Annotated in this window: 17 protein-coding genes and 2 pseudogenes; 12 read left to right on the forward strand and 7 right to left on the reverse strand. The window is 62.4% G+C overall.

Annotation, left to right across the window (positions count from 1 at the left end):
• Positions 1-60 precede the first annotated feature (60 nt).
• On the forward strand, positions 61-2,304 hold the full coding sequence (gene pflB, locus FB454_RS06320; protein WP_123109675.1) for a formate C-acetyltransferase: 2,244 nt from the start codon (positions 61-63) through the stop codon (positions 2,302-2,304).
• A complete protein-coding gene (gene pflA, locus FB454_RS06325; protein WP_145822643.1) occupies positions 2,301-3,086 on the forward strand; it encodes a pyruvate formate-lyase-activating protein in 786 nt (261 codons plus the stop codon). The genes pflB and pflA overlap by 4 nt, the downstream gene beginning before the upstream one ends.
• Positions 3,087-3,098: 12 nt before the next feature.
• Here pflA and FB454_RS06330 read toward each other — a convergent pair whose 3' ends face one another.
• Complete coding sequence (locus FB454_RS06330; RefSeq protein WP_013285560.1) at positions 3,099-3,569, reverse strand: cyclic nucleotide-binding domain-containing protein; 471 nt, start codon at positions 3,567-3,569, stop codon at positions 3,099-3,101.
• A gap of 158 nt (positions 3,570-3,727) precedes the next feature.
• Here FB454_RS06330 and FB454_RS06335 point away from each other — a divergent pair, with 158 nt between their 5' ends.
• Positions 3,728-4,636, forward strand: coding sequence for a universal stress protein (locus tag FB454_RS06335; protein ID WP_047892360.1), 909 nt, complete (start codon positions 3,728-3,730; stop codon positions 4,634-4,636).
• 70 nt (positions 4,637-4,706) lie between these two features.
• Positions 4,707-5,591, forward strand: a complete 885-nt coding sequence (locus FB454_RS06340) for a universal stress protein (protein WP_013285558.1) — start codon at positions 4,707-4,709, stop codon at positions 5,589-5,591.
• Between the two features lie 178 nt (positions 5,592-5,769).
• Here the strand turns inward: FB454_RS06340 and FB454_RS06345 are convergent, their stop codons facing one another.
• Both FB454_RS06345 and FB454_RS06350 read right to left on the reverse strand, forming a co-directional pair.
• Positions 5,770-6,396: a CE1759 family FMN reductase gene (locus FB454_RS06345; protein ID WP_013285557.1), complete on the reverse strand. Its 627-nt coding sequence runs from the start codon at positions 6,394-6,396 to the stop codon at positions 5,770-5,772.
• Positions 6,393-6,773 (reverse strand): annotated as a pseudogene (locus tag FB454_RS06350) (5,10-methylene tetrahydromethanopterin reductase); the annotation flags it as partial. The pseudogene FB454_RS06350 and the gene FB454_RS06345, both read right to left, overlap by 4 nt.
• Before the next feature lie 245 nt (positions 6,774-7,018).
• Here FB454_RS06350 and FB454_RS06355 point away from each other — a divergent pair.
• Positions 7,019-7,552, forward strand: a complete 534-nt coding sequence (locus tag FB454_RS06355; RefSeq protein WP_145822644.1) for a tyrosine-type recombinase/integrase — start codon at positions 7,019-7,021, stop codon at positions 7,550-7,552.
• A gap of 522 nt (positions 7,553-8,074) precedes the next feature.
• Here FB454_RS06355 and FB454_RS06360 read toward each other — a convergent pair.
• Positions 8,075-8,998 carry a hypothetical protein gene (locus FB454_RS06360; protein ID WP_145822645.1) on the reverse strand — a complete coding sequence of 308 codons (924 nt, stop codon included), beginning with the start codon at positions 8,996-8,998 and terminating at the stop codon, positions 8,075-8,077.
• A 1,953-nt stretch (positions 8,999-10,951) separates the two neighbouring features.
• On the opposite strand from FB454_RS06360, the gene FB454_RS06365 reads away from it, so the two are divergent.
• From FB454_RS06365 to FB454_RS06380, 4 genes are all read left to right on the forward strand, one after another.
• Complete coding sequence (locus FB454_RS06365; protein ID WP_145822646.1) at positions 10,952-11,290, forward strand: hypothetical protein; 339 nt, start codon at positions 10,952-10,954, stop codon at positions 11,288-11,290.
• 719 nt (positions 11,291-12,009) lie between these two features.
• Positions 12,010-12,549, forward strand: coding sequence for a hypothetical protein (locus FB454_RS06370; RefSeq protein WP_145822647.1), 540 nt, complete (start codon positions 12,010-12,012; stop codon positions 12,547-12,549).
• A 532-nt stretch (positions 12,550-13,081) separates the two neighbouring features.
• The gene (locus tag FB454_RS06375) at positions 13,082-14,041 is read left to right on the forward strand and encodes a phage major capsid protein (RefSeq protein WP_145822648.1); all 960 of its coding nucleotides are present in this window, start codon (positions 13,082-13,084) and stop codon (positions 14,039-14,041) included.
• 755 nt (positions 14,042-14,796) lie between these two features.
• Positions 14,797-15,024, forward strand: a complete 228-nt coding sequence (locus FB454_RS06380; RefSeq protein ID WP_145755138.1) for a GntR family transcriptional regulator — start codon at positions 14,797-14,799, stop codon at positions 15,022-15,024.
• A 279-nt stretch (positions 15,025-15,303) separates the two neighbouring features.
• On the opposite strand, the gene FB454_RS34795 is transcribed toward FB454_RS06380, so the two are convergent.
• Together FB454_RS34795 and FB454_RS06390 are read right to left on the reverse strand one after the other, a co-directional pair.
• A complete protein-coding gene (locus FB454_RS34795; RefSeq protein ID WP_186461540.1) occupies positions 15,304-16,326 on the reverse strand; it encodes an endonuclease domain-containing protein in 1,023 nt (340 codons plus the stop codon).
• 857 nt (positions 16,327-17,183) lie between these two features.
• Positions 17,184-17,945 (reverse strand): annotated as a pseudogene (locus tag FB454_RS06390) (CE1758 family FMN-dependent luciferase-like monooxygenase); the annotation flags it as partial.
• A 139-nt stretch (positions 17,946-18,084) separates the two neighbouring features.
• On the opposite strand from FB454_RS06390, the gene FB454_RS06395 reads away from it, so the two are divergent.
• The 3 genes from FB454_RS06395 to FB454_RS06405 all read left to right on the forward strand — a co-directional run bounded on the left by FB454_RS06395 (position 18,085) and on the right by FB454_RS06405 (position 19,729).
• Positions 18,085-18,723 carry a DNA-3-methyladenine glycosylase gene (locus FB454_RS06395; RefSeq protein ID WP_047892358.1) on the forward strand — a complete coding sequence of 213 codons (639 nt, stop codon included), beginning with the start codon at positions 18,085-18,087 and terminating at the stop codon, positions 18,721-18,723.
• 154 nt (positions 18,724-18,877) lie between these two features.
• Entirely contained in the window at positions 18,878-19,303 is a 426-nt protein-coding gene (locus tag FB454_RS06400) for a hypothetical protein (RefSeq protein ID WP_013285554.1), read from the forward strand.
• A gap of 72 nt (positions 19,304-19,375) precedes the next feature.
• Positions 19,376-19,729, forward strand: coding sequence for an MmcQ/YjbR family DNA-binding protein (locus FB454_RS06405; protein WP_145822649.1), 354 nt, complete (start codon positions 19,376-19,378; stop codon positions 19,727-19,729).
• 275 nt (positions 19,730-20,004) lie between these two features.
• Here the strand turns inward: FB454_RS06405 and argH are convergent, their stop codons facing one another.
• Complete coding sequence (gene argH / locus FB454_RS06410; RefSeq protein ID WP_030271078.1) at positions 20,005-21,468, reverse strand: argininosuccinate lyase; 1,464 nt, start codon at positions 21,466-21,468, stop codon at positions 20,005-20,007.
• Positions 21,469-21,473: the final 5 nt, after the last annotated feature.

Genomic DNA, 21,473 nt, shown 5'->3' on the forward strand with positions numbered 1-21,473 from the left:
TCCCCGGTCCCCGCACCCGGCGGGGACCGGGCCACCGCCGACGCCCGGAGAGGGACCGACATGACCGCCACCGAACCCCTGGCCCCCTGGCGCGGATTCCACGCCGGAGCGTGGCAGGAGACAGTCGACGTGGCCGACTTCGTCCGCCACAACCACGAGCCGTACACCGGGGACGCGTCGTTCCTCACCGGGCCGACGCCGCGCACGCTCGCGGTGTGGGACCGGCTGCGGGAGATGTTCGGCGAGGAGCGGCGGCGCGGCGTGTACGACGTCGACGCGGCCACCCCGTCGACCATCACCTCGCACGCACCGGGCTACATCGACCGGGAGCGGGAGCTGATCGTCGGGTTGCAGACCGACGCGCCGCTGCGGCGGGCGATCATGCCGGCCGGCGGGCTGCGGATGGTGGAGACGGCGCTGCGGGCGTACGGACGCGAACCGGACCCGCGGGTGCACGAGATCTTCACCCGGTACCGCCGCACGCACAACGACGCGGTCTTCGACGCGTACCCGCAGGACGTGCTGGCCGCGCGGCGCTCGCACGTGATCACCGGGCTGCCCGACGCGTACGGGCGCGGGCGGATCATCGGCGACTACCGCCGGGTGGCGCTGTACGGCGTGGACCGGCTGGTCGAGGAGCGCCGCGCGCTCAAGGCGGCGCTGGACGACCGGCGCAGCACCGACGACGTGATCCGCGACCGGGAGGAACTGGCCGAGCAGATCCGCGCGCTCGGTGAGCTGAAGGAGATGGCCGCCTCGTACGGCTTCGACATCTCCCGCCCGGCCGCCACCGGCGCGCAGGCGATCCAGTGGCTGTACTTCGCCTACCTGGCCGCCACGAAGGAGCAGAACGGCGCCGCGATGTCGCTCGGCCGCACCGCCGGGTTCGTCGACGCGTACCTGCGGCGGGACATCGCCGAGGGGCGGCTCGACGAGAGCGGCGCGCAGGAGCTGATCGACGACTTCGTGATCAAGCTGCGGATCATCCGCTTCCTGCGCACCCCCGAGTACGACCAGCTGTTCTCCGGCGACCCGACCTGGGTCACCGAGTCGCTCGGCGGGATGGGCGCGGACGGCCGGCCGCTGGTCACCCGCACCGCGTTCCGCTACCTCCAGACGCTCTACAACCTCGGCCCGGCGCCCGAGCCGAACCTGACTGTGCTCTGGTCGCCGCGGCTGCCCGAGGGCTTCAAGCGGTTCTGCGCCCAGGTGTCGCTGGACACCAGCGCCATCCAGTACGAGAACGACGAGCTGATCCGCCCGGCGTACGACGACGACACCGCGATCGCCTGCTGCGTGTCGGCCATGCGGGTCGGCCGGGACATGCAGTTCTTCGGCGCCCGGGCGAACCTGGCGAAGGCGCTGCTGTACGCGATCAACGGCGGCCGGGACGAGCTGACCGGCACGCAGGTGGCCCCGCCGGCCGCGCCGGTCGGCGGCGAGACGCTCGACTACGACGAGGTGCTGGCCGCGTACGACCGGACACTGGACTGGCTGGCGCAGACGTACGTGGACGCGCTGAACGTGATCCACCACCAGCACGACAGGTACGCGTACGAGCGGCTGGAGATGGCGCTGCACGACCACCCGGTGCGCCGGTTCATGGCCACCGGCATCGCCGGCCTGTCGGTCGCCGTGGACAGCCTGTCGGCCATCCGGTACGGCCGGGTGAAGGTGCTGCGCGACGCCACCGGCCTGGCCGTCGACTTCGCCGTCGAGGGCGAGTTCCCGACGTACGGCAACGACGACGACCGGGCCGACGAGATCGCGGTGTGGCTGGTCGAGACGTTCGCGGAGAAGCTGCGCCGGCAGCGCACGTACCGCGACGCGGAGCTGACCATGTCGGTGCTCACCATCACCTCGAACGTGGTGTACGGCAAGCACACCGGCAACACGCCGGACGGCCGGCGCGCCGGTGAGCCGTTCGCGCCGGGGGCGAACCCGATGAACGGGCGGGACACGCACGGTCTGGTCGCCTCGGCGCTGTCGGTGGCGAAGCTGCCGTACGACGCGGCCCGCGACGGCATCTCGCTCACCGGCACCGTGACGCCGGACGGCCTGGGTCACACCCGCGACGAGCGGATCGCGAACCTGGCCGGTGTGCTCGACGGCTACGCGGACGCCGGCGGGTTCCACCTCAACGTCAACGTGCTGGACCGGGCCACGCTGCTGGACGCGATGGCGCACCCGGAGCGGTACCCGCAGCTCACCGTCCGGGTGTCCGGGTACGCGGTGAACTTCGTCCGGCTCACGCCGGAGCAGCAGCGCGACGTGGTGTCGCGGACCTTCCACGGGTCGCTGTGAACGGCCGCCTGCCCGCGCCGCCGCAGGTCACTGCGGCGGCACCGGGTGCCGTCACCGGCGCGGTGCACTCGTGGGACACCTCGGTCGGGGTGGACGGGCCGGGCACCCGGTTCGTGGTCTTCCTGGCCGGCTGCCCGCTGCGCTGCCGCTACTGCCACAGCCCGGACACCTGGTACGGCCGCAGCGGCCGCCGCCGCACCGTGGACGAGATGGTCACGCTCGCCACCCGGTACCGCCGGTTCATCCAGGTGGCGGGCGGTGGCGTCACTGTCAGCGGCGGGGAGCCGCTGCTGCAACCGGCGTTCACCCGGGAACTGCTACGCCGCTGCCACGACGACCTCGGCCTGCACACCGCGCTCGACACGTCCGGCTTCCTCGGCGTCCGCGCCGACGACGCGCTGCTGGACGCCACCGACCTGGTGCTGCTCGACGTGAAGGCGGGCAACCCGCAGACGTACCGCCGGGTCACCGGCACCGGCCGGCTCGCGCCGACGCTGCGGTTCGCGCAACGGCTGGCCGACCGGGGTACGCCCATCTGGATCCGGTACGTGCTGGTGCCCGGGCTGACCGACGCGGTCGACGAGGTGGAGCGGGTGGCCGACGTGGCCGCCGGGCTGGCGACGGTGCAGCGCGTCGAGGTGCTGCCGTTCCACCGGCTCGGCGCCCACAAGTACGCCGAGCTGGGCCTGACGTTCCCGCTGGCGGACACCGAGCCGCCCGATGCCGGCCTGCTGACCCGGGTACGCGGCCAGTTCGCCGCCCGCGGTCTCACCGTCACCTGACGGCGCGCCGGTTCAGCTGGCCGCCGCCGTCGGGTAGCCGTACAGGTCGAGCAGCCGGACCCGGGACGCCTGGAGGCGGTCCACCACCACGCTCATGAACCGGGTGGTGAGCTGACGGCCGAGCGTGTCGTCGGACTCCATCAGCCGACGTACCCCGTCGGCGTCGAGTTCGACGGCGGTGCTGCGCTGGGTGGCGACCGCGCCGAACTGCCAGCGGTACGGCGGGAACAGCCAGGACCAGCCGAGCACGCCGCCCGGCCCGATCGTCTCGATGCCCACGTCACCGCGGCCCGGCACCGGGAAGTCGAGCGCCACCTGGCCGCCGCGGACCAGCCAGAACCGGTCGGCCGGCTGGCCGGCGCGGAACAGCCGGTGCCCGGGGTGCCAGACCACCGGGCGGGCGTAACCGGTGAGCCGGGGCAGCCACTCGTCGGGCAGCCCGGCCAGGAAGGGGTGGACGCGGAGCATCTCCAGCGGGGTCATCGCGCCTCCAGGGTCGACAGGAGGGGAGCACTGGTCCCATTCCACCCCGCCGCCGCCCCGACCGGTAGGGGCCGATGGTCCCGGACGTGCCGGGCGGATCGACTCTGCCCAGGTGGGGGCCGTCGGCGCAGGCTGAGGGGGAACCGAAGGAGGACGTGATGACCGACAGAACCGGTGCCCCCGTCGTGGTGGGCGTGGACGGCTCCCCGTCCGCGCTGGACGCGGTACGGCTGGCCGCACGCGAGGCGGTGCTGCGGCACCGGCCGCTGCGGGTGGTGAACGCCTTCCTGTGGCCCCTGGTCGGCACGCCACTGGGCATGGTCGCCCCGGTGCTGCCCGACATCGTGCTGCGCCAGGAGGCCGAGAAGCTGGTCGAGGAGGCGGTGGACGAGGCCCGCAAGGTCGACGCGGAGCTGGCGGTGACCGGCGCGGTCGTCGACGGCGGGCCGGTGGCGGTGCTGCTGCGGGAGAGCCGCGACGCCGCGCTGCTCGTGCTTGGTCACCGGGGACTGGGCGGCTTCGCCGAACTCCTCGTCGGCTCCGCCGCGGTGCAGCTCTCCGCCCGCGCGGACTGCCCGGTGCTCGTGGCCCGGGGTGAGGCCCGCGCCGACGGCCCGGTGGTGGTCGGCGTGGACGGCTCCGCGCTCTCGAACGAGGCGGTCGGGTTCGCGTTCGCCGAGGCCGCGGCGCGCGGCGCCGAGCTGGTCGTGGTGCACACCTGGCTGTACCCGCAGCCGGTGACCTACCGGGAGGCGTTCGGCGACGTCGTGCCGCTGGCGTACGACCCGCAGGAACTGCGCGCCGACGAGCAGCGGGTGCTGGCCGAGGCGATCGCCGGCTGGGCCGAGCGGTACCCGGAGGTCACGGTACGGCCGAAGCTGGTCGCCGCCGCCACCCCGTCCCGGGTGCTCGTCGAGGAGTCCGTCGGCGCGCAGCTGACGGTGGTCGGCGCGCACGGGCGCGGTAGCCTCGGTGCGCTGCTGCTCGGCTCGGTCAGCCACGCCGTGCTGCACCACTGCCACAGCCCGCTCGCCGTCGTCCGGCACCGGGGCGACCGGACCCACTGAGCCGGTTCACCGGCCCGGCCGGGGCCGGCAGCGCCACAATGGCCTGAGCCGACCGGAGGGAAAGCACCAGATGAACCGACCCGTCGTGGCGGGAGTGGACGGATCGCCGTCCAGCCTGGCCGCCGCCGACCTGGCCGCCGCGACCGCCGTCGCCCGTTCCCGGCCGCTGCTGCTCGTGCACGGCTACCTGCACCCGATGGGGTACGGCGTGCCGCTCAACCCGTACGACCTGGGGGTGCCGGCGCCCACCGCGGAGTCGGAGAAGATGCTGGAGTCGGTCGCCGCCGACCTGGCCGAGCGGCACCCGGGCCTGCGGGTGCAGGTGCGCCAGGTCGCCGGCGGCCCGGGCGCCACGATGGTCGAGGAGTCCCGCCGCGCCGAACTGGTCGTGGTGGGCAGCCGGGGCGTGGGCGGCTTCGCCGGCCTGCTGCTCGGCTCGGTCAGCGGGCAGCTCGCGCAGCACGGGCACTGCCCGGTGCTGATCGTCCGCCCGGAGGAGCAGCCGATCCCGGTGGACGGTCCGGTGCTGGTCGGCGTGGACGGCTCCGACTCGGCCGCGTACGCGATCGAGCTGGCGGCGGACGAGGCCGACCGGCGCGACGCGGAGCTGGTGCTGATGCACGTCCGGTCGCCCGAACGCGGCGCAGTCGCGCCGGAGGTCGCGGCGGAGGCGTCCACCGCGGCGCGGGCCGAGGCGGCCGGGCTGCTGGCCGAGGCCGCGGCCCGGGTCCGGGCGGCGCACCCGGACCTGCGCGTGGCGGAACGGGCCGTGACCGCCGCCTCGCCGGAGACCGCGCTCCGGGAGGCCAGCGGTGAGGCGTCGCTCGTGGTGGTCGGTTCCCGGGGCCGGGGCGGCTTCGCCGGGCTGCTGCTCGGCTCGGTCAGCCAGGCGCTGGTGCAGCACTCCCACTGCCCGGTGCTCGTCGCCCACCGGCCGGAGCCGGCCGACGACTGACGCGCCGCGCGGCTGGCCGGCCCGGTCCGGACCGGTCCGCCCGGCCAGAGAGATGTCCTGCAAGCGTTATGACTGAGAGGCATATTTATGCCTCTCAGTCATAACGAGCTCCCCGGCGTGGTTCTCCGGCGACGGCCACGGCCGGTAGCTGTCGGGTCCGCGCCGACCCGCCCAGGCGTCAGGACGGGTCGCGGCCGGCGAGCAGGTCGGCGAAGTCGGTGGTGAGCGCGAACGGGTCGGCCGGGCCGGTCGCGGGCGGGCGGCGGTCCACCTGCTCGGCCAGCTCGGCTCCGGCCCGGCGGATCCGGGACCGCAGCGCGCTGTCGCCGTCGTCGCCGGCCCAGTCCTCCGGTGCGGCGAAGACCGCCGTGGGCAGTGTCGCCGCCCGCAGGTACGTGAACATCGGCCGGACCGCGTGCTCCAGCGCCAGCGAGTGCCGGGCGGTGCCGCCGGTCGCCCCGAGCAGCACCGGCTTGCCGGCGAGCGCGTCCCGGTCGACCACGTCGAAGAACGACTTGAACAGCCCGTTGTAGGACGCGTTGAAGATCGGCGTCACCGCGATCAGCCCGTCTGCGGCCGCCACCTCGTCGAGCGTCCGCCGCAGCGCGGCCGGGGCGAAGCCGGTGAGCAGGTGGTTCACCACGTCGTGGGCGTGCTCGCGCAGCTCGACCACGCGCAGTTCCACAGTGGCGCCGCGGCCGGCCAGCTCGTCGCGGGCGGCCGCGGCGAGCTGGTCGGCGAGCAGGCGGGTGGACGACGGCTGGCCGAGACCGGCCGAGACGACCGCGAGGGTACGGCTGGTCATCGCTGCTCCCCGGCCGGGGCGGCGTCACGGGCGGCCAGCAGACTCGCGTGGGTGGGCGCCTCGGGCACGTGCGCGGGACGCAGCGAGTCGAACTCCTTGCGCAGCACCGGTACCACCTCCTCGCCCAGCAGGTCGAGCTGCTCCAGCACCGTCTTCAGCGGCAGCCCGGCGTGGTCGATCAGGAACAGCTGCCGCTGGTAGTCGCCGACGTACTCGCGGAAGCCCAGCGTGCGGTCGATGACCTGCTGCGGGCTGCCCACGGTCAGCGGCGTCTCGCGGGTGAACTCCTCCAGCGACGGCCCGTGCCCGTAGACCGGGGCGTTGTCGAAGTAGGGGCGGAACTCGCGTACCGCGTCCTGGGAGTTGCGGCGCATGAAGGAGTAGATCCGTGACTCTGCATGAAAAGAAGCCCTACGGGCCGACATGCAAAGACGTAGCCCTAGAGAATCTAGAACAGAGAAGTATTAGGGATTCGACTTACCGGAATTACCTTCAGACCCTAAAAGCCCTTGATTTGGAGGACGTTCCTTTCTCCGAAGCTTCAATCAGATTCGTATCTCGCAGACTGCAAAGGATTCTGACCGAATCCACACGGCGGAAGCACGCGACTAACATTCGTTCCATGCTTGGCATCAAAGTTCCTTTGCCGAGAGCTAAGAGCAAGGCTTATGAACTCCCGGACTTCCAAGAGGTTGTAGAAGCCTTCCGGGACAGCCGCTATGAGCTACAGGCATTCTCTTCCCTGTTTGCTGGCATGAGACTAGGGGAAGCCTGTGTTCGGCAGAAGATCAAAGGAACAACAATCCTGATCGACAAGCAACGGACGCCAGATCACCAGATCCTTCCGGCAAAGTCATCAGGGCCGGTAATCGTTCCGTCTTGGTTTGCTGAGATGTACCGAGAAGCAGACGACTTCTCCAAGCATCACGCGACGATTCATACCGGCATCAAACGCCGATCCCTTTACATGCTTGGTACGGAGCTTTCTCCGCATATGCTGCGACACCTCTTTGCCTGTCATCTGGTAGACAACGGAGCTACGCCTAAGCAACTGCAAATGCAGATGCGGCATACGAAGGTTGAAACCTCGCTAACCTTCTACACGCATGCAAGACAGCGGGATCTTTCGGATTTGATGAACAGGCTTGGTAACTGACATGGCAAAGCATCAGAGGGTATACGTTAATAAGCCGATGCTAGAAGCCCTTAAAAAGATGATGCTTCGTCAGGATTCCTGCCCTGTCTGTTCAGAAGCCCTAGACATGCATAGCTGGTTTCAGTTCACCAACACAGGAGAGCTAGCGGATTGCAGCAATTCTAAATAGCTATCTTCTTAGAGAATGCCCCGGCATTAGTCCGGGGCTTCTTTATGCCCTCATCCTCTAATTCTTCCTAGCCTTCTAATTCCGGGATGAATTACCCGTCAACTCTTAGGAGGAATTATGAAAGAATTAGATACGACGAGTCGGCTAGTAGAGCCATTCGATAACCGCTATCGGAAGTGTTCCGGTTGTGGGCTAACCCTTCACGTCTATCAGTACCCCTATGCGGACAGCAGCAGAACCGAACGGGATTACTCCTGCTGTCTCTCATGCCGCTATGAGCGTGCACTAGGGAGCATGCCCCGTAACCGGCCCTCAGAAGCCCGTAGAAGGGTTGGGGAGCATGGGGGGTAGTCCTACCCACCCTTGACGCTCTCGGACTCCCCTAGGCTGTCTCTGGCTACCTCTCCCGATGCGAGGATGTCTAGACCAGGAGGAAAGCTGCCCACAAGCGTCGGAGCTAGATCACTGGCACCAGGAGCAGCGTCCCCAATCCGGCGCACATGAAGCGGATAGCGGTATTGGAACATCTCTGCCTCATAGCCGTAGCACTCTTTATGAAGCTGAGCGTATAAGCGCTGTTCATAGTCAGAGGCATTAGCTACGTAGCCCGGGATCACATGATCCCGGTGCATCATCAGATGCGAGTATTCAATATCGCTCCATCTAGGGTTCTCTAAAATCATGGCAAGATTCTTTAAGCCGTTGGAGATGTACTGCTTACCGGAAGGGATTTCCTTTACCGGGATGCCGTCCCGGTAGTGCGATAGCAGGGCTTCACGCCAAGAATCCCTCATGCGGTTATCGGCTAACGCTCGCAGGATCATCGGGTTAACGTTCGGCCATGCTTCTAGCTGAGTCTGTGCGTACCCTTTTAGTGCCGACTCCTTTTCGGCAGTCGAAATCCCTAACTTCTCCACCTCTGCGTTTACTCGTCTAGCTACTTCTAGCTTGAGATACTTTAGTGCGCTGTAATGCTTAGTCTTGTCGGGATACTTCCGGCTGTAGTAATCCTCGCCTGCAATACTCGCCTGTTCGGCGTGATGTTCGGCAATCGCATCAGGATGCCAGTACGTACGATTCCCTTCCGTGTATTCCATCATCTGACGCTTAACGAGATAGGCAATCTGTTCTCTGTCTCCACCCTGATTCGAGCCGTTAGGCACTCTAAGAACCTGTGAGGTAGGTAGACGGTACTTAGAAAGTTCGGCAGAAATAACCCGGCCTAAGAACGGTCCGATTTCCTCCCCGCTTACTAAGGTGTTCTCGTTGAATTCCATGTTTAGTCATCTCCAATAATCATGTCTAGATTTTCTAAGGGCATGCACAGCAGGCATGCAGGTGAGTCGGCAGAGAACAGAAGCGTGTCGTAACCTTCCCTACACTTCTCGCAAACCCTGTATTCCTGTGTTTCTGGCTGCATACTGCTTGGCTTGGTCCTAATCTGCCTACGCGGTCGCGGTCTGGCCCTCTGGTTACTTCTCTGGGTCTTCCAATCAGCCCAACGTAGATTGCCGGGCACGTAGTCACCATCTACATCAATCCTGTCCAACGTAAACCCTTCTGGCTTAGGCCCTAGGTTGTCTTCTAGCCATGCAATGAAGGGCTTGGCATTATTCTCCCAATCAGAATGCATCTTGATTCCCCTTCCTCCGTAATGCGGATAGCTTGGGTTGGTTGGCTTAAGGCATCTTTGCCTAATGTTGCTCCATGTTTTGTAAAGAGGATGTTTAGAAATCCACTGATCGTTATTACTCATCTTTTCTCCTGAAAATTTCCATGAAAAAAGGCAACCAAGAATGATCCTTGATTGCCTACGGCTAAAGCTGTCTTCTATTGTCCGGTCTAGCTGGCCGGTAGCAAGATCATAGCAACGGGGTCTGACAATTTCTCCCGTCTCACTACTGAAGTAATAGCTCCCCTATGGGGGGAGGAGTCAGACGTGAGCTATCTCACAACTACCTTCAATCCCGGGGTTGATGTCCTGGGTTCCCGGAAGGTAACCCGCCTTATAGAGGGTGAGAGGTTCGGCAAGAAGGTTCCTCCCCTAAAACCCCTCTTCCAAGAACTAAAACAAACAAATAATAGGCAACCCAAGAAAAGGGTTGCCCTAGAAGATTAAACAAAACCGAAATCTACTTCGGCATGAGTATGTCTAAGAAGAATTTAGAGATTCTTCTCTTGGATAGTTGTTAGAGATAATGGCGTCTGCGACGCCAGGAGTATCTAGACTTCTGACTTTCAGATGCCGGTATTCCCTTTCATTCCTACTGGCAATAACTTCCCTAGAAATTCTCTGATTCTTTTAGAGGGAAAGCTCCCTTACGGTCGCAGGATTCTGGTTCTGAAATTCAGATGCCGATACTGGCAAAGCTTGCTTTGCCCTAGGGTGTTCCGTTCCTCGCTTCTACTTATGCCGTAACCGGAGCTGCTTGCAGCGACCCTATGGGTACCCCTCTTTAAAGTGCCGTATGTCCTAGATCCTGAAAACTCACCCGCCTTACTAGGGGTGAGATATTCAAACAGCCAATAAGGAAACCCACCATGATTGTTTACGCTATTGAACTGATTCCGGGACATTGCGAGATCGGCGTTACAGACAACCTCGCAAGCGTGGTTGATCGTGTCCGTAACGAAGTCTCTTCTACTCGTCCTAGACGTATCTATACCGATGACTTATCGGAAGCACAGGCTTCCGAGGCTTTACGCCGATTAGAAGCCGTAGCACAGGAGCACGGTTATCGCGCTACTTCCGGCCCGTCCGCCGGGCCTAATCGCTGGTGCGTCGACATGATTGCCCTTCACACCTTCTATCGTCGGCTAGTTCCATGCCAGATGTTCGGAGCTAACCCATGGGACAGCTACGGCAACAAGCTTCCCGGGGTGCCTGAGAGGGAATGGGTTCCCTCCATCCTCTGATCTGTCGGAGGCTAGTAATACCAATACGGAACGGTCTTTCAGACGAACCGAAAGGTTCTTAGGCAAGCTTCGCTTGTTCTAATCATCGTTCTACTCCTAGGGTATTTTCTCGTAACACAACGGGGGTTGGTTTTCTTTTCCTTTCGCCAACCCCCTTTAAGTTTCCGCCGAATAAGCCCGGTGGTTTAGGAGCTATGTAAATAGTTCCTCTCATGTGTAACAAAGGTATTAGTATCGGAGATTGGGTCGGAGCGGCAGCCCGGCCCTTTCTCATCCCCTTCCTTTCCCACCTAATCCCTAAAAGGGGGTTTGAAATGCACGACAGAATCGGTCCATACCAGACTCCCGAGAGGGGAACCGATAATTACCTAAGACGTCTATATGTTCTCAAGGGCAATGGCGGAAGGGTTTCTATCGGTACATGTGGGGTTGATGAGATGACTGACATTCTCAAGTCAACCTATAGAGACAACGGGTTACACGAGAGTGACTACTTCCTCTCGACTCCTGTTACCAACTCCCCTTCATACCTTGAAGAACTCCGGAAATACTGCGCAGAGCATGGCGAGGAAATCTCGCCCAATGTTTACGTCATCGACTTCTTAGAAGTCACGCTGTTTGCTAACTCTCTTATTCCTGGGGGGTGGCTATGAGCGCAGCGAATAGCCCCAAGATTCCTTACCCCGGACATCCAACACCAGAGGATATCCAGCAAAGCAGGTTGTTAGTTTGATCCTCCGATAGTCCCGGTCTATGACAGTAATCCCTAGCAGCGTTCCTGCTGGGGCAGCGACTATCAGATACGGGGATCTCTTCTGACTCCCCCGCCTAGCGGCAAACCCTCCCCCTGGTGCTGACGCACAACCAGACCACACACCAACCAACACGCCTAGCACGTACGGCTAGCGTGCTTCAGAGCGTTTCTAACGGCCGTAGCGCTCTGCTCCCTGGTCCTGGTCTACCTCGCAGCCCTCAGGCTGTCTGAGGCTATCCGCAGAAGATCACAGATAAACACAAAGACTAATTATGTAGAGCTAATGAGTTACGCATATAGTGGCGAATTCATTAGACAATAAACAAGACACGTCTGATGATCTCTCGTTCATATGTCTCATTGCATAAGCGTTCAGCATAAAGAATGTGTGTTTCATAATGCATGGCTGAGTATGCGTGTGTATTTCTTCGGAGTTATTCCTATGTCTGATGATGCATGGGGATGGGGGGATAACCCCTAGATCGAATCTCGCCGCCCGGTGAAGGGGCTGCGGCTAAGTTTCCGTACGGCCTAGGGATAACGGGCCGTGCGGTGCAATTCATGTCCTAAAAGCCTCTTTTCAGGCTCTCCAATCCGGCAATATCAGGAGGTGAAGTAATGGTGTCGCTAGACGCTCATAAGATCACGTCTAATGTTATTGCCGATTATCCAGGACTGGATTTTGATGCTGTCTTCTTCCGGTTAAAGCCGATCCTAGAAGAGTCTCAGGACGTAATGGATTCAATCGGTCGCCCCGTCGCTATGGCTAGAAAGATTTGCCACATGATTTGCGATGAGCAGAGAGCAGAGCTGTTGCACTCCCAGGATCAGTATTTCTATCGGAAGTCTGAGGTGGCAGGGTTACTTGATTCCGTCTTCTCCGGACCGCTGGATGAGTCCGATATCCCGTATGACTACGAATCACTTCTAAGAGGCTCTGACGCAATGGATATGGCAGCCGATATCAAGGCTGCCTTTAGACAGCTACCTCTGCGCTATCGCGCGGCAATCTATAAGCAGTATGCGCTAGGCGAGAAGCCTGCTAATGCATCTTACGAGCGGAGGATTGTAGACAAGGCGGTTACTGCTCTGGTCGACACCATGAACGGAACGCCATACGTTCCAGCACGTAAGCCCTTCAGGAAGAAGAACTCATGAACATCCTCTTATTCAGGGACAGAACTAATAAGGGCATCCTTGCCGCTGTCCCTATCAGCAAGACAACTCTTGACGACGAAACAGCCGACCCTATCGGCCCTGTCATGGCATATCTAAAGGTGAACGGAAGGATTGATTCCTTCTCGCAGGTACAGGTAACCGGCGTGGAAATCCCCGATGATGCTTGGACAGACGTTTCTTAAGCAAAAAGCCATCTAGAGAATTGTTACTCTCCGTTCGAGCCGGCCGCACTCTAAGTAATGGCGATAAATCAAGCTTCCCTCTAATACAGAGGGCTAGGGAGTCCCGGTGACTCCCCTTCACCGCAACAACGTTCGCGGTTCTATGACCTAATCGGGTTACAGGTTTTCGGACCAGTCGCCTAGATACACCACATGGGTCGCAAGCATGTTCTTCCCGAATCTCGAAGATTCATAGCGAAGAAAACTCCTGGTGAGTAATCGACGGCATGGCTCTGTTCTTTGCCGTGCCGATGTCTATTTATCGATTACTACATTAAGGATTTACACAAATGGCATATCTAAATGATTCACAGATGGTTAGCCGTTCTCAGAATACGGCTATTGAAATGCCTACTCAGGTAGCTAATGACGTAGTTAAGGCTGCTGCTTCTGAGTCGGTTGTTATGCGCCTAGCGCGTAAGGTTCCGATGACTAGCAAGAAGTCTCGTCAGCCTCTTATCTCGGGTCTTCCCGAGGCGTATTGGGTTGATGGCGACACTGGAATGAAGCAGACCACTACCGTTAAGTTTGATGGTGTCGAGCTGACCGCAGAGGCACTAGCGACTCTGGTTATCGTTCCGGATGAGTTCTTTGATGACTCTCAGATCCCGATTTGGGAAGAGGTTAAGCCTCTTGTTGCTGAGGCAATGGGACGTAAGATTGATAACGCTGCTCTGTTCGGCGTGAACAAGCCTGCCTCTTGGAACACCTCGGTTTACTCTAGCGCTGTTGCTGCTGGTAACTACGTAGACCGTCCGACTTCTAACCCTGACGACTTCGGAAAGCTTGTTGCAGGTGCGGCAAAGCTTGTTGTTGCCGATGGTTTCTCGGTTAACGCCTTTGCTACTCGCAATGGTCTTAAGTGGGACATGCTTGGCGAGCGTGACGATAACGGTGGACCGCTGTTTACTACTCTTGTCGGTGAAGATGGCGGAAACGCGCTTTACGGTCTTCCGGCTGTTGAAAGCACTAATGGCGCATGGGATCAGGACGTATCCGTGATCGCTGGTGATTGGAATAAGGCACTCCTAGGTATCCGCCAGGACGTGACTTACACCGTTCACACTGATGCGGTTGTGACTGATTCAAACGGTGCGGTCATCTTCAATGCGATGCAGCAGGACTCTAAAATTCTCCGTGTGGTTATGAGAGTCGGTTTTGGTATCGCAAACCCTGCGACTTACCAGAACACTACTTCTAGCCGCTCTCCGTTCGCTCTGGTTGTAGCCTCTGGCACTGCCGGTAGCTAAAGCTTCTGACTTCTCCTGGTCAGGAACATTTGCGAAAACACAAAAGACCCTCTCTCTAAAGTTCCAAGGAAACTACGTCCAAGGTTCTCTAGGGAGAGGGTCTTTTTTTTGTCTCTGTTTCTATTCGGTTGTACTCACGACCATACGGCTCGTAGAGCCTTTTGGAGCTAGCTCCATATCTCGACAGGCTTACCCATCGAAACACTCAGCCGGTCCAGCCATGCGTCTAGGTGATCCTCCGTCGTTTTGATGATCTGAGAAGCGTCTGAGTTGACCAGGATGACGAAATTAGGGGTGAAGAATGCGTGCCCTACGGCAACACCAGAGGAATGCAACACGAGGGACACGGGAGCGGTCCCGACTAGAACCGTGTCCAGATCATCAGTCTTCATAGTGCTGCTCCCCTCCGTTCCGCCGGAAGGCGTGGCTAGCCCTCCACTCCGCAGCAGGCGTCAACAGCGGAGTCGTACGGATGATCTGCGTCGGCTCATCGAAGATCCGTCGTCCAGCCGTTGCACCGCCTCTGTGCGGGTAGTACGTGGCCGGGCCTGCCTCGGGTACCTCCTGGGGCTGTTGACGGCGCAGAAGCCCTCTCAGCCGGTTTAGAAGCCTTCTCAGCTTCACTAGCCCTCACCCCTCCGTGTGGTTCCTGCCCTGACAGACGCCACCCTAGTAGCAGTGTTGACAGAGTGAGCAGTGTTGACACAAGAGACATTGCGGACAGTGCCGGATATAGGGAGTGATCTAATTTCCGTATGGAGGGATACGTACCGGCTTACCGCCGGATCATTAATTCAATCCGCTCAAGTGTTGAGTCCGGTCAGTTGAAAACCGGTGACAAGCTTCCTTCACTGCCTGAAATCGCGGATCAGTTCGATTGTTCTGTAGGGACAGCTCGACGTGCGCTAGAGCGTTTGATGGTTTCTGGTGAGGTAGAAGGCAGGCAGGGTGTCGGCTACTTCATTACAGGCAAAAAGCCATAACGACAGAGGCACGAAAAAAGCCGGGGGTACCCTGAGGTACCTCCCGGTTATGTTCTCTCGTTACAGAGGCTCTGAAGCCCTCTAAATAACTCCTAGGCAGACGCCTACTCTTCTTCATTCTCCCTAACGATGATGAGATTTCCGTTAGCAGGATTGTAGTAGACAGAGCAGACACCAGGAATCTCCCTGACTTCGTAGTCACTCATCTTCTTGTCGCCATGCTTGGCTAAGAACTCGTCTGGACTCATCACACTTACTCGTAACATCTTTTCTCCAATCTCATGCCGCTAGGGCATGGGTTTCTTCGTTGGTTGAATACTTCTCTAGGTACTTCACCGCAGAGCGGATTACGTCGGGTGACTCTTGAAGTAGCCCTAGACCTGAATTATGCGCAGTGCAGAGCAAACCCCTAACCCTGCCTGAATCGTGGCAATGATCTACCGGCAGGTTTGCATACGTCTTGCACTTCTCCCCACAAATGGCACAGCCGTAATTCTGCTGCTCTAGCAGCCAATCGTACTGTTGACTAGTAATGCCAAAGGTTCTGATTAGGTGATAATCCCTCTTGGTTTTCCGATAACCGGCAGGTACAGGAATATCAGGGATAACTAGCGGGTGAAGCTTCCTGGATTCCAGGTAATCCGCAGCTTTCATCAAAAGGTTTGAGTTGTCAGAGAACTTTCCAATACCGAAATTGCAACTATCGTCCAGGAGGGCTCTAGCGGGGCCTGTCTCGTGACAGTGGTCAACTACTAGCCGCTCGTCTGTTCCTCCACAAATTGCGCATGCGTCGTTCTGACTAATTCGCATAGCTTCTACGTCTTCAACCGTTAGACCATATTTCTTCAGCAGGGCATAATTCTTCATTCTCTCACTAATTCGATCTTTATTGTTCGCCCTGTATTCCTTGCCTCGTACGACAAATGCCTCCCTGTTTTTGGCGTAGTAATCCGCCCGATATTCCACAATTTTTTCGCGGTTCCTCTCGTCGTATTCTCTCCTGTATTCAGCGATCCTGTCTCGGTTCTTTTCGACGTAGTCTCTCTTGTACTCCGTCAACCTCGCGCGGTTCTCCCTGTTGTATTCTTTCTGCTGCTCAATAATCGACTCGCGGTTTCTTTTGTAGTAGTCCTTACTTGCCTCTCGGATCTTCTCTTTATTTTCCTGCTTATACTTCCTGCCCGACGCATTTGCACATGGCTTGCAGTAGTAGTTGAGTCCATCCTTTTGTCGTTTATTCTTCCCAAACTCCGTTACCGGCTTCCAGGGATCATCACAGGTGCGACTACTGCACTTCTTCATCTGAACTTCCAAAATCCATCATTCCTTTCAAGCGAAATCTAAGATTTCTAATGAACTACGTTCAAGATCATTACCAGGGCATAAATAAAGCCGGGATTCCTCCCGGCTGATTCCGTTGGTTCTTTAGTTCTGAGCTTCCCTACGAATCATCTCAATTTGCTTACCTAGCCGGTCAATCCTGGCTTGGTAGTTCGCTCTGTCTCGTTCGCTATCCATGTCATAGAAGCCAAGCGCTCTTTCTTTCTCAACCCCCCTGATCCGTTCCTGTAGAACGGCAATCCTCGCCTCTGGCGATTCCTCATGCCTGACTTCTGCTAGGAGCGTATCTAGGTGGCTTCTAGCCCTGTCGTAAGCCTCCTGAGGCACGGCAGCAAAAACCCACATGGAAACCTGTAGCTGTAAAACTGCCTTGTGTGTGCCGTCTAGCTTTCCCTTGCCTGCTAGATATTCGGAGTCTCTGAAGAACCGATCCCGTAAGGGTTCCCGTTCTTCCCTGTGTTCATCCGTAGCCGTAGCAATCATCGGAAAGGCACTGATGATTCCTTGCGTATCCATAGTTCCTCCGGATTGTTTTGGACAACAAAAAAGGGACTCCCCCTAATGAAGGAATCCCGTAGGATGATGCGCCGTTCGGCGCGTGTTTGGTAGCCCCATAGGGGCCATAGGCACTGCGTGCCGCTGTCTATCGGTTATACCATAGCCGCGCGATTAGCGCACCTTTGATAAAACCATCCCCTAGTCCTTATCCCTAATTCTTTTTCATCCTTCTTTTATTCAGATTTGACAGGTGTGATATTATGTGCCTGTCATTGAGTAGATCCAAAACTCCGGGAACTCTAGGTGAGTGTCCGTTAATTGGGGCGGAACTCGCGTACCGCGTCCTGGGAGTTGCGGCGCATGAACACCTGCCCGCCGAGGCCGACGACGGCCTGGTCCGGCGAGCCGTGGCCGTAGTGCGCGTACCGCTCGCGGTAGAGGCCGACCATCCGCTGGGTGTGCTCCTTGGGCCAGAAGATGTGGTTGGCGAAGAAGCCGTCGCCGTAGTACGCGGCCTGCTCGGCGATCTCCGGGCTGCGGATGGAGCCGTGCCAGACGAACGGCGGTACGCCGTCGAGCGGGCGCGGGGTCGAGGTGAACGACTGCAGCGGCGTACGGAACCGGCCCTTCCAGTCGACCACGTCCTCGCGCCACAGCCGGTGCAGCAGGTCGTAGTTCTCGATGGCCAGCGGGATGCCGTTGCGGATGTCCTGCCCGAACCACGGGTAGACCGGGCCGGTGTTGCCGCGGCCCATCATCAGGTCCACCCGGCCGTCGGCCAGGTGCTGGAGCATCGCGTAGTCCTCGGCGATCTTCACCGGGTCGTTCGTGGTGATCAGCGTGGTCGAGGTGGACAGCAGCAGCCGTTCGGTGCGCGCGGCGATCCAGCCGAGCATGGTGGTGGGCGACGACGGCACGAACGGCGGGTTGTGGTGCTCGCCGGTGGCGAAGACGTCGAGGCCGACCTCTTCGGCCTTGAGCGCGATGGCGGTCATGGCCTTGATCCGCTCACGCTCGGACGGCATCCGCCCGTTCGTGGGGTCGACGGTGACGTCACCGACGGTGAAGACTCCGAACTGCATGACCAGCTCCTCGCGTGGGGTCCGGACCGGTCGGCCCGGGATCGCTCCTCACAACATATTTGACGAGTCAACTATTCCGGTGGCTGCCCACCCCCGCGTGGCCCGGATCACGCGCCGCCCACCGACTACCCTTGCCGCGATGACGTACCCCTGGCTCGACGCACCCGCCGCGCAGGTCGCCGACACCGCGCGGACGCTGCTCGGCTGGACCGTGTCGTCCGGCGGCGTCACCGTCCGGCTCACCGAGGTCGAGGCGTACGCGGGCACCGGCGAGGACCCGGCGTCGCACGCCCACCGCGGGCCGACGCCGCGCAACAGGGTCATGTTCGGGCCCGCAGGGCACGTCTACGTGTACTTCGTGTTCGGCATGCACTGGTGCGCGAACATCGTCTGCGGTCGCGACGGCGAGGCGGCGGCGGTGCTGTTGCGCGCGGGCGAGGTGGTCGACGGCATCGAGACCGCTCGCGAGCGCCGGCCGCGCGCCGCCGACCGGGAGCTGGCCCGCGGGCCGGCCCGGCTGGTCACCGCGCTCGGGCTCGGGCGGGAGGCGAACGGCACCTCGGCGATCGACGGCAACGGCCCGCTGCTGCTGACGCCACCGGCGAGCCCCGTCGACCCGGCGCGGATCGTCGCCGGGCCGCGCGTCGGGGTCGCCGCCGCGCACGACCTGCCGTGGCGGTTCTGGCTGGCGGACGAGCCCAGCGTCAGCGTCTACCGGCGGCACACGCCGCGCCGCCGGCCCGCCCCGGCCGCCCCGGTGCGGAACTCACCGGCCTGAATCGGCCGTTCCGGGCAACCCGGAACACCCCGCGGCGCGTCTGTCGTGCATGACGCGCCGTCTTCTCACCACGCCCCGGAGGCACGGCGTTGTGCACGAATGACTTTCAACAGGGTGTTGACAACAGGTCATTCTTGGGTGTGGGATGGACGGCATGGTCACCGTGGACAACGACCCGTTCACCGCTCCGGATGCTGCCCAGGCCCGGGCGCACCGCAACTACGCGGCGCTGCTGCGGATCGCCGAGCGGCACGCCGGCACCAACTCCCGCCGCCGGCGCTACGCCCACCCCGACGTGCCCGACGCCTACGAGGCGGCCACGCTGGTGATGGCGCTGGCCGGGGGCGCCGAGCTGGACGAGGGTGAGGAGCCCGTCGACCAGGCCGACCTGATGGCCGCGCTGACGCTGATCCCGCACGTGCGGGCCGAGGTGGACGCGCTGGAGGCCGGCCTGTTGCAGGTGGCCCGCGGGCGGGGCATGACCTGGCAGGCGATCGCCTTCGGGCTGGGGCTGGGCAGCGCCCAGGCGGCCCGGCAGCGCTACGAGCGGCTCACCGTCCGCACCGGCACCGGCGACTGACCGGCCGCCCGGCGGCGCGGGCTGTCACAGCGGCGGGCGAGACTGTGCCGGACGACGGCACGGGAGGACGCGATGACGCGCGAGGAGATGCTGGCCTACTGCCTGGCCAAGCCGGGAGCCTGGCTCGACCGGCCGTGGGAGGGCGACGAGGTGGTGAAGGTGGGCAGCCGCATCTTCGCGTTCCTCGGCTCCCCCGACGGTGAGGCCCGTCTCGGGGTGAAGTGCGGGGCGTCCCGGGAGGTGGCCGACGAGTGGCTGCACCGGTTCCCGGCCGACGCACGCCCCTCCCCCTACATCGGCCGGTCGGGCTGGAACACGCTGCGGCTCTCCGGCGGCATCCCGGACGACGAGCTGATCGAGGCGGTCGACGGTTCGTACGACGCGGTGGTGGCCAAGCTCCCGAAACGCGAGCGCCCCACCGGCTGACCGGAGAACGTGGACAGAGCACCGAACAGCGCTGGATCGGACGGTGCACCGAGCGGCGGAGTCCGAAGTCCGAGACCGCAGACCGAGGTCCCGCAAGGCAGGATCCGCATTCCACAAGGCAGGACCGCTGTAGATCTTGGAAGCTTAGCGCCCCTATGGGGGCCATTTCGTACCAAGATCTCGGCGCGGGGCGCGGGGCGCCGCGCCGGGCGCCCGGCGTGGGGCGTGCGGCTGGTCCGGGACGGGGCGAGCCCTGCCCGGACCAGCCGCGCAGGTCAGCGGGGTACGACCCGCTCGGCGGCCCACTCCCGCCAGCCGGTCAGCTTGTCCGCCGCGGCGGCGAGCTGGTCGGCGACCGGGCCGGGGCCGGTGGAGCCGGGCGTGATGCGGGCGGCGAGCGCCGAGCGCACCGAGAGCACGTCGCGCACGGAGGGGTCCAGGTGCTCGCTCACCGCGGCCAGGTCGGCGTCGGACACCTCGTCCAGCGCGCAGTCGCGGGCCGCGCACAGCGCCACCAGCTTGCCGGTGATCTCGTGCGCGTCGCGGAACGGCACGTTGCGCCGCACCAGCCAGTCGGCGACCTCGGTGGCCAGCGAGAAGCCCGACGGCGCGCTCGCGACCAGCCGGTCCACCCGGACCGTCATCGTGGAGATCATCCCGGCCAGCGCGGGCAGCAGCAGCTCCAGCGTGTCGACCGCGTCGAACGCCGGCTCCTTGTCCTCCTGCATGTCCCGGTCGTACGTCATGGGCAGGCCCTTGAGCATGGTGAGCACGCTCATCAGGCCGCCGACCAGGCGGCCGGACTTGCCCCGGGCCAGCTCGGCGATGTCCGCGTTCTTCTTCTGCGGCATGATCGACGAGCCGGTGGCGAAGGCGTCGTCCAGCTCGACCCAGCCGAACTCCTGCGAGGTCCAGAGCACCACCTCCTCGCCGAGGCGGGACAGGTGCACGCCGATCATCGCGGTGACGAACAGGAACTCGGCCACGAAGTCGCGGTCGGCGACCGCGTCCATCGAGTTGGCGAACGAGGTGCGGAAACCCAGCTCCTTGGCGACCGCCACCGGGTCCAGCGGCAGTCCCGAGCCGGCCAGCGCGCCCGCGCCGAGCGGGCTGATAGCGGTCCGCTCGTCCCAGTCGCGCATCCGTTCCAGGTCGCGCAGCAGCGGCTGCACGTGGGCCAGCAGCCAGTGCCCGAACGTCACCGGCTGGGCGTGCTGCAGGTGCGTCATGCCCGGCGCGGCGGTGTCCACGTGCCGTTCCGCCTGCTCGACGAGGGCCTCGGCCAGCTCGACCAGCCGGGCCGCCACGCCGCGGGCGTGGTCGCGCAGGTAGAGCCGCAGGTCGGTGGCGACCTGGTCGTTGCGGGACCGGCCGGCGCGCAGCTTGCCGCCGAGGCTGCCGAGCCGTTCCAGCAGGCCGCGTTCCAGCGCGGTGTGCACGTCCTCGTCGTCGACTGTCGGGCGGAACGCGCCGGAGGCGCACGCCGCCTCCAGGTCGTCCAGCGCCGCCAGCATCCGGCCCAGTTCGTCCGGGTCGAGCAGGCCGGCGCCGGCGAGGACCCGGGCGTGCGCGCGGGAACCGGCGATGTCGTACGGGGCGAGGCGCCAGTCGAACTGGACGCTCACCGACAGCCGCGCGAGCGCCTCGGCGGGACCGCCGGCGAACCGGCCGCCCCAGAGGCTCGTCCGGTTGGCGGGGGCGCTGTTCTCGGTCAGGCTCTTGTCGTCCACCCCACCCATTGTGG

It is taken from the genome of Micromonospora sp. CNZ297, from assembly GCF_007827625.1.

Bases quoted from the DNA above. Each gene is read 5' to 3' on its own strand.
- FB454_RS06370 (WP_145822647.1), top strand. From the start codon at position 12,010: ATGGTGTCGCTAGACGCTCATAAGATCACGTCTAATGTTATTGCCGAT.
- FB454_RS06365 (WP_145822646.1), top strand. From the start codon at position 10,952: ATGCACGACAGAATCGGTCCATACCAGACTCCCGAGAGGGGAACCGAT.
- FB454_RS06395 (WP_047892358.1), top strand. From the start codon at position 18,085: ATGACGTACCCCTGGCTCGACGCACCCGCCGCGCAGGTCGCCGACACC.
- FB454_RS06405 (WP_145822649.1), top strand. From the start codon at position 19,376: ATGACGCGCGAGGAGATGCTGGCCTACTGCCTGGCCAAGCCGGGAGCC.
- pflB (WP_123109675.1), top strand. From the start codon at position 61: ATGACCGCCACCGAACCCCTGGCCCCCTGGCGCGGATTCCACGCCGGA.
- FB454_RS06355 (WP_145822644.1), top strand. From the start codon at position 7,019: ATGCTTGGCATCAAAGTTCCTTTGCCGAGAGCTAAGAGCAAGGCTTAT.
- FB454_RS34795 (WP_186461540.1), bottom strand. From the start codon at position 16,326: ATGAAGAAGTGCAGTAGTCGCACCTGTGATGATCCCTGGAAGCCGGTA.
- argH (WP_030271078.1), bottom strand. From the start codon at position 21,468: ATGGGTGGGGTGGACGACAAGAGCCTGACCGAGAACAGCGCCCCCGCC.
- FB454_RS06340 (WP_013285558.1), top strand. From the start codon at position 4,707: ATGAACCGACCCGTCGTGGCGGGAGTGGACGGATCGCCGTCCAGCCTG.
- FB454_RS06360 (WP_145822645.1), bottom strand. From the start codon at position 8,998: ATGGAATTCAACGAGAACACCTTAGTAAGCGGGGAGGAAATCGGACCG.
- FB454_RS06400 (WP_013285554.1), top strand. From the start codon at position 18,878: ATGGTCACCGTGGACAACGACCCGTTCACCGCTCCGGATGCTGCCCAG.
- FB454_RS06380 (WP_145755138.1), top strand. From the start codon at position 14,797: ATGGAGGGATACGTACCGGCTTACCGCCGGATCATTAATTCAATCCGC.
- FB454_RS06345 (WP_013285557.1), bottom strand. From the start codon at position 6,396: ATGACCAGCCGTACCCTCGCGGTCGTCTCGGCCGGTCTCGGCCAGCCG.
- FB454_RS06335 (WP_047892360.1), top strand. From the start codon at position 3,728: ATGACCGACAGAACCGGTGCCCCCGTCGTGGTGGGCGTGGACGGCTCC.
- FB454_RS06375 (WP_145822648.1), top strand. From the start codon at position 13,082: ATGGCATATCTAAATGATTCACAGATGGTTAGCCGTTCTCAGAATACG.
- FB454_RS06330 (WP_013285560.1), bottom strand. From the start codon at position 3,569: ATGACCCCGCTGGAGATGCTCCGCGTCCACCCCTTCCTGGCCGGGCTG.